The following is a 12,890-nucleotide window of genomic DNA, read 5'->3' on the forward strand; positions in this document are numbered from 1 at the left end:
GCCGTTGTCGTTCACGTGGAGTCGTCAGGCAGCCTGCTGACCAGGCAGGAGACGGCCGTCGGCGGTCCGATGCAGAGCCCCGCCAGCGGTGAGTGCCTTGATCTCCCGGGAGACGGTGCCCTTGTTGAGGCCGGTCGCCTCGGCGATGTCTTTGGCGGTGCGGGCACCGGACTGCACGGCTGCCAGCACCTTGTCCCGGTTGGTCGCCGCCCCAGACGGTGCGGCCGTCTCCTTGACCAGGTGCAGCGGCGTTCGCGGCGACGAATCGCCCGGGGTCTGCTTGGGGGTCCAGATGGACTTGGGCAGGGCGCGCACGCCCGCGTCGTCCAGGGTCCAGGTGCGCAGCATGCGCGGCCCGTAGCCCTTGAGGTAGCCGTGCCCCCGGTACTCGCGGCCGTCGGGGATCTGGTGCGGCGCGTAGTGCGCGCAGTCATCCAGCGCGACCTGGGCCTGAGTCGTACCGGCCACCCGCAGCGAGAACCGCGTCAGGAGGTTCGGCGCGATCAGCTTGTGCACACCCGGCGCACCACCATCGGTCAACGGGTACTGCGTCGCCCACCACAAAACGACACCGCGCGAGCGACCCAGAGAAGACAGCTCGATCAAACGCTGTAGCCGGTCCTTGTCCTTGGTGATCAGGGCCAGGATCACCTGTCCCTCGTCCACGACGACGGTGAGCTGACGGCCGTCCCACACGCTGATGCCGCGCTTCTTCATGTCGACTTTGCGGCGGGTCATCTCCGCGTGCGCCTCGTCCACCGCGTCCGTGATGTCGTCGCGTTCCACGGCGACGCGGCACGCGGACTCCCAGATGTTGGCCTCTTCGCCCTTGCCGTCGATGAGCAGCAGGTCACCGCGCAGGTGGGCGGTGGCCATGAGCGGACGGAACGACCAGGACTTGCCGGTGCCGGAGGCGCCGGAGACCAACAGCCGCTCATCGAACGGGATCAGGACCTCATCACCGGTCTCGGTGTCCAGACCGAGGCTCATCATCATCAGGTCGGACGGGATGCGGTCCGGAGTCCACAGCGAGGAGACGCCCGCGGCTGCCGACCGGGTGGCCAGGGTCAGAACGGCCCACCCGCCGCGCGAGGCGGAGGTGATCCGTATGCGCAGCGCGGTGCGGGCACCCAGCAGCGCCCGGACCGAGTCGGCCTTGTCCGCGAGCGTCTTGACCGTCCACGTGCCATCCAGCCGGATCTCACACCGGATGCCGCCCGGCTCCATGGCGGGAGGCGTGGTGACCGTGCCCGACAGGCCACGGTCGGGGGCGTGCTCGACCCAGTACGACGGGTCGAGCCGCTCCATGAGCTGACGCTCTTCCAGCGACAGCGACTCATCCACCGGCACCCGCAGCCTGCGCCGCCCGAGCGCGAGACCAGCGACATTCGCCCCGATCAGCACAGCCGAGGTGGCGACCGGCCAGACGGTCAGGTGCGAGGTGGACATGAGCGCGGACGCGACAGCACTCGGCATGGCGTGCACCGAGTGCGCCTGGATCGCGCGAGCCTTGAGGGTGCTGGGGTAGTTCACCCGCGCGGCCTTGAGCTTGGCGCGGGTGTCCCGCTCGTGCCTCAAGGCTGCCTTGCTCGCGACACGTGCGGCGCGGCGACCGGCCGCGAACGGATTCTTCGACGCGGCGCGCGCGCTGAGTTGCTGCGACTTGGCGGTGGCGTGCGTGGAACGCGCGGCGTTGTGCTCCTTCTGCGCCGCCATGAGCGCCTTGAGGTGTTCTGGGGTGCGCAGCTTGTCACGCCGGTCTGCCTCAAGGTCCCAGCGGGCCGCGAACGGCACGCACACCGGGGCGAGCGAGTCCAGTGCCGCGTTGGTGGTGTTGGTGGTGGTCGACCATGCTTGCTTCCAGTCCACGAAAGGGTCCTCCAAGACCGTGGATGAGGGCCGGTGCGCCGTTGCGTGGCGTGACCGGCCCGCCCGAGTTGCAGCGGTCGGTGCTGTCGGTTGCGTCGACAGCACCGGTTGAACCCCTGCAACCACATCTGATCTGCGACGTTGCAGAGTTGAGCGGTGGGGAGGGGTGGGGGCCCTACGCGCACGCGCGCGTAGAGCGGCGGAATAACTGGTTGTGCAACCCCCCTCGCGGGGCCCTGAAGGGCCGTTCACGGCCCGGGGGGTCTCCACCCCCACAGAAGGGGGGCCGGACGCGCTGCGGGCCGTCTACGGCCTCCGCCCCTTTCCAGGGAAGGCGGGGGCCGTAGGCCGACGGTGCGGGCTCTGCCGACTCAGTTCTTGGGGCGTGCGAGGCGGAGGGTGATCCCGCCGATGCCGACGGGTCCGGCCACGCTGCCGATGGCGACGGCCGTGTGCACGGCGAAGTCGAGCAGCGCCACGAACATCGCCACTAGACCGAACACCCCCACGACGCCCGCACCTGCGACGATGATGGGGAACAGGTAGTGACGCAGGGGGCGCCCGGTCTGGTCGGTGGTGTGCACGACGATGACAACCGGTTGCCCGGTGGCTTCGGCGCGGCGGTAGGCGTCGGCGGGTATGTGCGGGGCGATGATCCCCGGCGGGTCACGGTGGGCCATCAGGGCTCTCCCTCAGATCAGTTGGGGGCTGCGCAGGGCACGCACGCCCCGAGCGCGGCGGGGATGACGTATCCGGCATCACGTCGGCACAGGGGGCAGGTCCGCCGGGCACGGTTGGCCCTGGCGAGGGCCGCCCGGCGGGCCGGTGTCATCGGCCGGACGGCCTTCGCTCCGTCGATGCGGTAGAGATAGGCGACCAGCGGCCCCCGCGCTCGGCGCGGGCGCTGGAGTTCGGCGGCCACGTCCTGACCACCCGGACGCAGCCCCAGCGCACGGAGCTGCCGACGGGTGGCCAATCCGTCCGGGGCGAGCCGCCACCGGTACACAGGCAGCGAGCCACTGGCCGATGCGGTGGTCATCAGCGGCCCGTGCTAGCCAGGTCAACCGGAACGCCGTTGACCGGCCCGCGCAGCTCGGCATATCGGGAAGAGACCCACCCGACCGACCAGCCGCACAGCTCGGCTGCGGTCCGCACCGACAGGCCCTCGGCATGCGCGGCGGCCACGATGGCGCGCGCGTCGTCCTCGGGCAGCTTGTCCGAGGCGGGGCCGCCGGACAGCAGAGCAGCGCGTTCACGCGCGGCCCGCTCCTCCCGCTCCGCCTGTTCACGGCGCTCACGCTCCAGACGCTCGGCCCGCTCCCGCTCCGCGCGTTCGGCGGCTTCCCGCTCACGGCGTTCACGCTCCCGCTGAATCTGTTCACGCTCACGCTCAAGGCGTTCACGCTCCTCGTGCTCGGCACGCTCACGGGCCTGCTCGCGGTCGCGTTCCTCACGCCGCGCGGCGGCTTCCCGGTCGGCCTGTTCACGGGCCATGCGGGCTTCGTGCTCACGCTGTTCACGGGCCAGCGCCGCCGTGTGCTCGCGTTCCTCACGGGCCCGCCGCGCAGCCTCGTCACGCCGCTCGGCGGCGGCCCGCTCGCGGGCGTCCCGGTCGGTTTGCTGCTTGGCTTCCAGCGCCAGCACGGCGGCGGTGATCGCTCGCCGGTAGGCGAGTCCGGTCTCTGCCGTGACGATCAGCAGCAGCGGCGCGACCGCGTGCACGGCCACGCCCACCAGGTCCTTTTGCAGCGCGGAGTCCGCGACGTTCAGGGCCAGGGTCATGCATCCAGTCATCCACCGCAGGACGATGGGCCACCGTCCGCCGTTGCCCCCGAGGCGGGCCAGCACCGCGTCCAGGCGGACCACGATGACCACGGCGGCATCCACGACAAGCGGCAGGATGGGCGCGGTCCAGTCCCACCGTTCGGGGGTGTGCGCGGCGGCGAGCGGGGTGACGGTGAGGATCGAGTAGAGCATCGCGCCCGCCACGATCAACCACGTGCCGACCGACAGCGCGCGCTCGGCTGAACGGATCTGAACGGCGTTCACGCGCTCACCTCCGGCAGTGAACGGACCCGGATCGCAGCGATCAGCACGACCGGGGAAGCGGGGTCATTGGGGATCTCGCTGTCCTCGGTCCACGTCCACTCAGCGCCCGCTACCGGCTCGAACCCGAGCAGGCTGAGCGCGTCCGTACGGTCCGTGAACGTCGGGACCGAGCGCCCGAACCGATGCTCGGGCCACTGCTCGGTCGTGTTCAGCAGCGCCACGTACAGACGCCAGCGGCCCTGTCGGACGGACATCTGCGCGGTGAACTCCCGCGCGCTCTTCTGTCCGCTCACGCCGCGCCACCCCAGTGCGCGTCCGTGGCCTGGTTCACCAGCGCGGTGAGCAGTCGGCGGCGGGCCCGGCGGATACGCCGGATATCCAGCTCCGTCGGCGTGCGGTCGAGGGTGATGATCTGCGCGTCCAACAGGTCGACATCCGCGAGGATCGCGGGCATCTCCTCCTCGATCGCGTCCAGCTCGGCGTTCGTCGGCTCCATGAAGTCGGCGAACGCGGTAACAGCGTCCTGAACAGTAACGATGTGTTCCATTGGGTCGTGTGTCCTTCCACAGGTGAACGGCCCGAACAGCGGCCCCGGTGTTCCAGCACCGGGGCCGCGCGCCGTTGAAGTCGGTAGATCCGGCTCCCCTCAGCGCTGCTCGTACGAGACGAGCAGCGGAGGCAACCGGCCGCCGCACGGATGCGGCGGAAGTCAGAGATGCGCGGGCCTGAGCCGCGCTGGACACCTTTTGCGGGAGGTGACGGCCCGTACTGCGCGATATGGATCTGTGCCTCAGTCCCGCTCCTCCGAGGAATCGCATCCCGGTCTCTTCGCACGGCGTGGGTGCCCTTGGGCAGATCCGTTCTTTTGAGTCGGCACGTGTCCCTGACGGGAGATGACCGACTGGTCTCCGCTCACCTCGGCTGGTTTGGTCACGGCCGTCGTGTCTGTGGCGGATCACGCTGTTGAGTTTTCGGCGCAGGCGGGCACACTTGGAGGTGTTACACCACCTGCTCAGCTTGTTGGTACAAGCCGATGCAGTGATGCTGCACCGACGGACAGTGATGCGTCAAGGGGTTAGGGACTGCATGTACCAACAAGTTGCGCGAGTGCGTCATGATGGGGCCATGAACAAGCAGCCGAAGTACCGGCAAGTGGCCGACGTCCTACGCCGCGAGATCGTCAACGGCACCCATGCGCCTGGATCGCGGCTGCCCTCTGAGAACGACCTACAGCAGCGCTTCGACGCGTCGCGGAACACCATCCGCAATGGGCTGAGTCTGTTGGTCAGTGAGGGGCTGATCTCGTCCAGTCAGGGACTCGGATACGAGGTCAAGTCGCATGAGGTGTTCGAGCTCAACGCGTCTCGCTTCGAGAACCTGACATTTCCGCAGAACGGCGACGCGTACAACACGGACGTGACGAACGCGGGGCGCCGCCCGCACCAGACGTTCCGTGTCGAGATGCTGCCTGCGTCGCAGGAGATCGCTGAGCGACTGAAGATCGAGCCGAGTACGAAGACGGTATTGCGGTTCTGTCATCGCTATGTGGACGACGTTCCATGGTCCACACAAGCGACCTACTATCCATCGTGGCTGGTAGACGAGTCGCCGCGACTGGCTGAGCCGGGCGACATCGCTGAGGGCACGACACGCTATCTCGCTTCCCGGGGTATCGAACAGGTCGGGTACTTCGACGAGATCGCGGCTCGAATGCCCACGCCTGAGGAGGCTCGCCTACTGGAGATTGGAGCCGGTGTGCCGGTCATGCTCTGGACCCGAACGGGCTACTCGCCGGATCGCCCCATCCGATGCACGATCACGACGTTTCGGGGCGACCTGAACCGGATGAACTACGAGATCGGCGAACTGTCCGCCCGAATCGAGAACGCGTGATCATCTCTCTCGCGGAGCCGCACGACGTGGCCAAGCTGCTGGCCTTCCGGGAGGAGGCCGCAGCTTGGCTTGCCCGTCTCGGCACCGACCAGTGGCGACGCCCCTATCCCGCTGACAAGCTGCTGGAGACCATCGAGGCAGGGACTGTCTTCATGGTTGTGGACGGCGATGCGACGGTCGCGACCATCACTCTGACTCCCGACGCAGAAGCGGGGCTCTGGACAGAGCAGGAACTCGCGGAGCCCTCTCTGTTCATCAACAAGCTCACTGTGGCGCGCACGCATGCCGGGGCGAACGTCGGGGGGCGCCTGCTCGATTGGGCGGGGGATCGGGCCTATGAGGCCGGAGCCAAGTGGCTCCGTCTGGACGCGTGGACGACTAACGAGGGGCTTCAGGCGTACTACCTTCGGCAAGGCTTCGAGCATGTTCGGACAGTCCTTGAGGGAGTGGCCGTGAACGGCGGCCCTCGGGTGTCTGGCTGGCTTGCTCAGCGCCCAACACGTCCTGCTGAGCACGGTTTCACGGACGACACCCCCAAGCCGGGAGGGGGCTGCTCTTCTTCGTGAGTGAGGCCCGGGGCGAGACCGCCGGGCCCTCTCTGGGCCCTCCGAGGTCGACCGCCGACGACCAACAACGACCAACAACGACGGCCCAACCGCTGGTCAGCCGAGGTGTGCGGCCCGCTGACCAGGGGCGAAAAACGGGCCCGCCAGACCCAGGGCAAGAAGAAGTAAGCCCGACTGATCAAGCCCCCTGCCTGCGGTTTCTTCGCGGGTAGGGGGCTTGTTGCTGAGCTGGGGCCGTCTTCGGCCGCGTCGAAGATGGCAGCGAAGAGGTCTGCCTGCCCAGCGCCGCACGGCACCGGGCGGGGTTCGGCTCAGCGCGGCAGCGGGCCGGGACTGGCGTCAGGGACGATGAACCCCCGGACCGGCCGGTCCTCGGACGGGTCCTGTTCGGAGGCGTCCGCCTCGGCCCGTCGCATGGTCGCGACCAGCTCGGCGTACTTCGGGTCGATCCACTCCATCGGTGTCCTCCTTCCGGCCCGCAGCCTACGCGGGTCAGCCCTTGGGCTTGGGAATGATGACGATCGGCCCGCTGTCATCCGAGTGCTGGCAACTGGCCGCGACCGGGATGCTCTGGTCGGTGGGCGCCAGCCACAGGGCGTCGTCCACGGGGAATCCCGCCTCGGCCATGCGCTGTCGGGTCCGCGTCAGAGCCTCGGGGTCTCGCCACTGTGGGTCGGGTGCCTCCGGGACGTGGTGGACGAAGGCGCCGAGGCCCTCGCACAGTTGGCGGTACGTGTGGGTGTGCAGGATCAGGGCGTGCCAGCCTTCGTCCACGACCCGGGATGGAGCGAGCGGCTGGGCCGTCCCCGCCGCTGCGGCGACGAACTTCACCGCCTCGTCGACGATCCGGCCTGCCATGTCCTCGTCCATGCCGGGGTTGCTGCGCAGGACGGTCCCGATGACCTCGGCCCGCTGTGGCCGGTCGAGTAACGCAGTAACGTCTCGCATGTGCCTTCCTCTCTCGATGGGGTGGTGCACGGTTTCCGTCCCGGTCGCCAGCCGTCCAAGCGCGCGACCGGGGCGGGGCTTTGTGTCGCGGCAGTGGCAGCCCCGCCGGTCATGGGGCGGCCGCGGTGAGGGCCTCCCGCACCGCGTGGAGCAACCTGTGCCCGGTGGCGCACCGCTGGCCCGCCCGGCAGTCGGCACAGCCCATGGCGTGGTCGAGGAACCGTCCCCAGGGCGTCGGCTCGGACGGGGCGGTGGGTACGCCGCAGGCGGGCTCGCACACCCAGGTCTCGTACGTCGTCCGGGTCGTCCCGTAGTCGGCCGCGGCCGTCATCCCTGCCACCTGACGGGGGCGTGGCGGGCGGGGAGGGTCTGCTCGAAGGGGTCGCGCTGCTCCGGGAGGCTTTCGGCGCACTGGCCCGGACAGGCGTAGATGGTGCCGCCGCCAGCGCTCGCACCGTGCCCGATCGCGACCACGACCGGCTGCCTGGTCGTCGTTTGGCAGCGGGCGCAGACCTGAGGCATCACCGGTCGCCCTCCTGAGCTTCACCGGCTTCGGCGAGCAGGGCGCAAATCAGCGCCTTGTGCGACAGGTGCGAATCGGTGAGGTACCGGCGACGTGTGAACGGGACCCGCCAATACGAGCCGGGTTGGGTCAACCGGTCCGCCGGGGGCACGCCGAGGTAGGTGGCGACGCCTTCGGTTTCGGTGAGGACGGTGACTCCGCGCAGATTCCAGGACGTGGTCGTGCCGGGCGCGATGAGCCAGTAGAGGGTGTTGCAGCGGTCTTTGATGACGGCGCCGGACTGCTCGCCGAGGATGCCGAGGGCGCGTTCACCGATGTCCTCCGCCGCCCGGACCGCGTCCCACCATCGGCCTGCCGGTAAGGCCTCGGGATCGGGCCCGTTCGGCGGGGTCCACTGCTCGGCTCTGCTCGTCATGGTCGACTCCATGCACGGACGGTTCACTGACCGTCACATCGTGTCGACCGTGCTGAGCGTCGGGTTGCACAGAACAGTGCAACCCGACCATCACCGCGACTGCTACAGGCCGATCCACTGCGCGAACTCGGCAAGCTCACAGCTACGCGACCGGTCACGCGACCGCAGCGTCACCACGGCCTCCCGCACGGTGGGGTGATAGCGCGTCTGCTGAGGGGCAGTACGACGAGCCCGCTGAAGACAGCGCAGCGCCTCATCCGCGTCCTCCGTCCACACGTTGGCCCTGCCCAGGTCCAACCAGTGATGCCCGGCCCGGGACCGATCCCAGCCCTTGGGGAACCGAACGCCCTGCGCCAGATCGACAGCCTGTCCGTACTCGTCCAGATCGCAGGCGATCGCGACAGCGTGCACTCCCACGTTGGTCGGACCCCACCCGACGCCATAGGCCGCGGTCTCCCCGGTCCGCTGAGCGAGCGCGCGGGCCTCGGACACGCGAGCGTCCACTGCGTCGGCGTCCCCCATCCGTCCGGCGATCACCGCCGCCCGCAGCTGAAGCACGCCCGTCATCGCGACCAGACCCGTCGCGTTCCGGGAGTCCTGTCCGGCCATGTCCCGCAACGTGCCATCCACCACCCGCATCCCCAGGTCGTACCGGCTGGAAGACAGAGTGGTCTGGGCACGCAGATACCCGTACATGGCAGCCAGCCCCGGCTCATCGGCCCGGGGCGCCGCCCACGCCAGACGTTGCAGGGCGACGGTGGCCAGGTCCACGTACCCGAAGGACCAAGCCAGTGTGAACACACACCGGAACGCCCAAGCCAGACACTCATGCCCCTGCCGCCGCTCCTCACCGCTGGTGGTGTGGATGGCCTGCACGCACTCGTCGATGAGCGCGGGGAGATCGACGGCCATCGGCAGATACTCGGCCTGCCGCCGCTGGGTCAGGACCTTTTCCATGTCGGCCCGGATCAGCGCGACGGGACGGGCCGGCACCTGCCAGTTGAGGGGGATGTCCCAGTTCTCCATGCTGACCCGGATGGGCTGTATCACCTCATCCAGCCGCTCGCGTCGCAGTTCCTGGGTATAGGGCTGGCCGAGAAGGTCCGCGGTGGTGACGCTCAGCGCCCGTGCGCAGGCGGCGACCAGCGATGGCGAGGCGGGCTTCTGACCGCATTCGACCTTGGACAGCAGGGACTTCGAGACGTTGGCGCGCATCGCCAGACCCTGCTGGGTCAGAGCACGCTCACGACGAGTACGGGCGATCCGTGCACCGGTATGTTCCTCATTGCTCTGCGGCATGCTGAACTCCGTTCTGCCCTGGACACTCAGAACGGTACCCGTGGCCGACCTGGCAGTACGGCTGGACGACCCCATTTTGATGGGGCCGTCGCGCGGTCCTGCCGCCCACGAATCGTCCCCCCGTGGGGGTACGAGGCCCGCACGTAGCTCGCCCGGTCCACGCGGCGGGCCAGTCGTCCCGGGCCGCACCGGCGATGCCCTGAGCCCACCGTTCGGGTGATTGCTCCGGCGGCGGGTATCACCGGATATCCGGCCTGCCAAAACAACCCGACATACTGTGCGAATGACTGCACAAAAGACAATTCCCCCCTTGATTCACCAGACATGGAAAGACGCCGACCTCCCTCCGGCATGGCAGAAGTGGGCCGAGTCCTGGCGGCTGCACCACCCCGGCTGGGGCTATCGGTTGTGGACGGATGCGGACAACCGCGCCTTCCTCCAGGAGCACTATCCGTGGTTCCTGCCGGTCTACGACGGCTATCCCGAACCGATCATGCGGGCCGACGCGATCCGCTATTTCCTGCTCGACCATTTCGGCGGCCTCTACGTGGATCTGGATTTCGAGTGCCTGAAGCCGGTCTCCGACCTCCTTGACGGGCGCGAACTCGTCCTCGGCTGCGAACCCGAGGCGCACACCCGCTTGTTGCTGGCCCGGCAGCGCGGATTCACCCGCATCGTCGGCAACGCGTTCATCGCGTCACGGCCGGGTCACCCCTTCTGGGCGGCCCATGTGCACCGCCGACTGGTCGGCGCCCACAAGCTGCCGGCCACGCTCGACACGACCGGCCCGTTCTTCCTCACCAGAGCGGTCGACAGTGCCCCGGAGCCGGACTCGATCACGGTGGTCGGCCCGGAGGTCCTGTACCCGGAGGTGAGCCCGCACGCGACAGAGCTGTTCGGCCCGCAGGAGGCCGACTACGAGCATGCCTACGCCGTGCACCACTGGTCGGGCAGCTGGGCCTGTGACACCGCGACCGCGCCGAGGGTCTCGGCGGGCAGACGGTTCCCGTTCTGGGCCAGTCAGGAGCGGCAGCCGGTCGCCGACGGCCTGCTCAACCTGGAGGCACAGCGCCGCCGTTGGGCCTCGGGCGCGCCGGCGCCGACCGTGTCCTGCCTGATGGTGACCAAGGACCGCTCGGCGACGGCATGCCGCGCGATCAGGTGCTTCACCGCTCAGACCTACCCGAACCTGGAGCTGGTCGTGGTGGAGGACGGCACCGATGACGCGCTCGAGCGGCACATCCGTGACCTGGACGACCCGCGGATCCACCATCACCGCCTCCCCCCGGAGCGACGGACCTTGGGGGAACTGCGCAACGAGGCGGTGGACCGGGCCACCGGGCCGTACGTGTGCCAGTGGGACGACGACGACCTGTACGACCCGGAGCGGGTGGAGACCCAGATGGCGGCGATCCTGGCGCTCGGTGCCGACGCGTGCTTCCTCGCCCGTGAGCGGCTGTGGTGGCCCGCCCGCCGCAAGCTGGCCATCTCCTGCGCGCGGGTCTGGGAAGGGTCGATGGTGTGCGCGAAGGGCCGGCTCCCGCGCTATCCGGCCGAGCGCCGTGGCGAGGACACCCCGGTGGCCGAGGAGCTGGTCCGAAGCTGCCGGGTCGTCTCGGTGGACGCGCCCGACCTGTACACCTACGTGTGCCACGGGAACAACACCTTCGACGCGTCGCATTTCGCGGAACACTTCGAGGTGGCGACCCAGGTGTGGGCCGAACCCGGAGCCTACGCCGAGCAGTTGCTCGCCATGGCGGCCCGGCTGCCGCTCGAACCGGGGGACATCGCGCACGCCGACACCGCCGCCGCGGGCGCCGCGCGCAGCTACGAGCGGAAGCCGCAACCGGAACCCGAGCCCGCCCCGGCACCGGCGAGCGAGCGGCCCCCGGTGCTGGTGCTCACGCCCCTCAAGGACGCGGCCGCGTTCCTGCCCGGCTATCTGGACCGCCTGCGCACGCTGGACTACCCGCGCGAGGCGATCTCGCTGGGCCTGCTGGAGGGCGACAGCAGGGACTCGACCCCGGAACTGCTCCGGCAGGTCCTGCCCGGCATCGAGGGGGAGTTCCGGCGGGTGACCCTCGTCCACCGTGACTTCGGCCTCCAGCTGGCCGGACCCCGCTGGGAGCAGGGCATCCAGCGCCGGCGCCGCTCGGTGCTGGCCAAGGTGCGCAACCATCTCCTCGCCCGGGCCCTGGCCGACGAGGAATGGGTGCTGTGGCTCGACGTCGATGTCACCGGCTATCCGGCGGACCTCGTCCAGCGCCTGCTCGGCGCCCGCAAGGACATCGTCGTCCCGCACTGCGCCACCGCACCCGGCGGGCCGACGTACGACCTCAACACCTTCGTCCTCAAGCCCGGAGCCGGCACGCTCAACTGGGCCCAGTGGCTGCGCGACGGCATCCTTCAGCCTCCCAGGGGATTCGGCCGGACGTACCTCGACGAATTGCGCGGCCGCGGACTCGTCCGCGTCGACTCGGTCGGCGGAACCGCGTTGCTGGTCCGTGCGGAGTTGCACCGCGACGGCCTCACCTTCCCGTCCTTCCCCTACCGGCAGTTCATCGAGACCGAGGGGCTGGCCGCGATGGCCCTGGACATGGGAACCGCATGCTGGGCTCTGCCCGATCTGGAGGTGGTGCATCCGCACCACGGCGCACCGCGGCCGGAACCCGCCACCCTGGCCGTCACACACAGTGAGTAATCGTTTTGACGCATTGAGTGACCAAACTTACGGTGGCTTTACTGCCCGCGCCACGAAGTACACCGGCATTCCGGGGCAGCTCCCCCGCACCCAAAGGAAAGGTGCCACCGTGAAATCCCGTGTCATGACCTCACTGGCCCTGCCTGCCGCGCTGGCCACGGCCGGACTGCTCGGCACCGCGGAGGCGGCCTACGCCGCCATCGCTCCGGACACGCAGACGCGGACGGCGACGTACGGGTACCCAGGACAGCCGATGAGCGGCGACGTGACCCTCACGCCCGGGACCAGTCACCCCTGCGAGCCGATCGGCAACGTCACCATCACCGACTACGGGCACTGCTGCCCGCCGGTGAACAACATGACGATCACCGACTACGGGCACTGCTGCCCGCCGGTGAACAACATGACCATCACCGACTACGGGCACTGCTGCCCGCCGGTGAACAACATGACCATCGCCGACTACGGGTGGTTCTGCGAGGTCGATGACGACCGCGGACGCGAGCTCGGGTTCGGCCACTACCGCGAGTACGCGGACGGGGCCTACGCCCCTCAGCGTGCGGAGCACGAGCACAGCTAGCGCAGGATCCGTGGCAGTGCCCGGCCGTGGGCCCGCGGAAGTGGCCC

General features: G+C 69.3%; 15 protein-coding genes. 4 read left to right on the plus strand and 11 right to left on the minus strand.

Going from position 1 to position 12,890, the window contains the following annotated elements; translation table 11 throughout:
* Positions 1-24: 24 nt before the first annotated feature.
* The 6 genes from HUT19_RS22530 to HUT19_RS22555 form a co-directional block, all read right to left on the minus strand.
* Positions 25-1,869 (minus strand): ATP-binding protein, encoded by a 1,845-nt coding sequence (locus HUT19_RS22530; RefSeq protein WP_176181362.1) that lies wholly within the window; start codon positions 1,867-1,869, stop codon positions 25-27.
* A 371-nt stretch (positions 1,870-2,240) separates the two neighbouring features.
* A complete protein-coding gene (locus HUT19_RS22535; protein WP_176181363.1) occupies positions 2,241-2,549 on the minus strand; it encodes a hypothetical protein in 309 nt (102 codons plus the stop codon).
* Between the two features lie 17 nt (positions 2,550-2,566).
* On the minus strand, positions 2,567-2,908 hold the full coding sequence (locus HUT19_RS22540) for an RRQRL motif-containing zinc-binding protein (protein WP_176181364.1): 342 nt from the start codon (positions 2,906-2,908) through the stop codon (positions 2,567-2,569).
* Complete coding sequence (locus tag HUT19_RS22545; protein WP_176181365.1) at positions 2,908-3,918, minus strand: DUF2637 domain-containing protein; 1,011 nt, start codon at positions 3,916-3,918, stop codon at positions 2,908-2,910. Before HUT19_RS22545 ends, HUT19_RS22540 begins: the two co-directional genes overlap by 1 nt.
* Positions 3,915-4,211, minus strand: a complete 297-nt coding sequence (locus tag HUT19_RS22550) for a DUF6303 family protein (protein WP_176181366.1) — start codon at positions 4,209-4,211, stop codon at positions 3,915-3,917. The genes HUT19_RS22545 and HUT19_RS22550 overlap by 4 nt, the downstream gene beginning before the upstream one ends.
* On the minus strand, positions 4,208-4,465 hold the full coding sequence (locus HUT19_RS22555) for a DUF6284 family protein (RefSeq protein WP_176181367.1): 258 nt from the start codon (positions 4,463-4,465) through the stop codon (positions 4,208-4,210). The genes HUT19_RS22550 and HUT19_RS22555 overlap by 4 nt, the downstream gene beginning before the upstream one ends.
* Positions 4,466-5,043: 578 nt before the next feature.
* Here HUT19_RS22555 and HUT19_RS22560 point away from each other — a divergent pair.
* Positions 5,044-5,811, plus strand: coding sequence for a GntR family transcriptional regulator (locus HUT19_RS22560; protein ID WP_176181368.1), 768 nt, complete (start codon positions 5,044-5,046; stop codon positions 5,809-5,811).
* The gene (locus tag HUT19_RS22565; RefSeq protein WP_176181369.1) at positions 5,808-6,377 is read left to right on the plus strand and encodes a GNAT family N-acetyltransferase; all 570 of its coding nucleotides are present in this window, start codon (positions 5,808-5,810) and stop codon (positions 6,375-6,377) included. The genes HUT19_RS22560 and HUT19_RS22565 overlap by 4 nt, the downstream gene beginning before the upstream one ends.
* A gap of 311 nt (positions 6,378-6,688) precedes the next feature.
* Here the strand turns inward: HUT19_RS22565 and HUT19_RS22570 are convergent, their stop codons facing one another.
* From HUT19_RS22570 to HUT19_RS22590, 5 genes are all read right to left on the minus strand, one after another.
* The gene (locus tag HUT19_RS22570) at positions 6,689-6,835 is read right to left on the minus strand and encodes a hypothetical protein (protein ID WP_176182202.1); all 147 of its coding nucleotides are present in this window, start codon (positions 6,833-6,835) and stop codon (positions 6,689-6,691) included.
* 34 nt (positions 6,836-6,869) lie between these two features.
* Complete coding sequence (locus HUT19_RS22575; protein WP_176182203.1) at positions 6,870-7,325, minus strand: hypothetical protein; 456 nt, start codon at positions 7,323-7,325, stop codon at positions 6,870-6,872.
* A gap of 109 nt (positions 7,326-7,434) precedes the next feature.
* Positions 7,435-7,656 (minus strand): hypothetical protein, encoded by a 222-nt coding sequence (locus HUT19_RS22580; RefSeq protein WP_176182204.1) that lies wholly within the window; start codon positions 7,654-7,656, stop codon positions 7,435-7,437.
* 190 nt (positions 7,657-7,846) lie between these two features.
* Positions 7,847-8,263, minus strand: a complete 417-nt coding sequence (locus HUT19_RS22585) for a hypothetical protein (protein WP_254885716.1) — start codon at positions 8,261-8,263, stop codon at positions 7,847-7,849.
* Between the two features lie 102 nt (positions 8,264-8,365).
* Positions 8,366-9,562 carry a helix-turn-helix domain-containing protein gene (locus tag HUT19_RS22590; RefSeq protein ID WP_176182206.1) on the minus strand — a complete coding sequence of 399 codons (1,197 nt, stop codon included), beginning with the start codon at positions 9,560-9,562 and terminating at the stop codon, positions 8,366-8,368.
* Between the two features lie 310 nt (positions 9,563-9,872).
* Between HUT19_RS22590 and HUT19_RS22595 the strand changes: the two genes are divergently transcribed.
* Together HUT19_RS22595 and HUT19_RS22600 are read left to right on the plus strand one after the other, a co-directional pair.
* Complete coding sequence (locus tag HUT19_RS22595; RefSeq protein WP_254885717.1) at positions 9,873-12,263, plus strand: glycosyltransferase; 2,391 nt, start codon at positions 9,873-9,875, stop codon at positions 12,261-12,263.
* Positions 12,264-12,372: 109 nt separating this feature from the next.
* Positions 12,373-12,843 (plus strand): hypothetical protein, encoded by a 471-nt coding sequence (locus HUT19_RS22600; RefSeq protein WP_176182208.1) that lies wholly within the window; start codon positions 12,373-12,375, stop codon positions 12,841-12,843.
* Positions 12,844-12,890: the final 47 nt, after the last annotated feature.

This window comes from Streptomyces sp. NA02950 (genome assembly GCF_013364155.1).
In the GTDB taxonomy this organism is placed as follows: Bacteria; Actinomycetota; Actinomycetes; order Streptomycetales; family Streptomycetaceae; genus Streptomyces.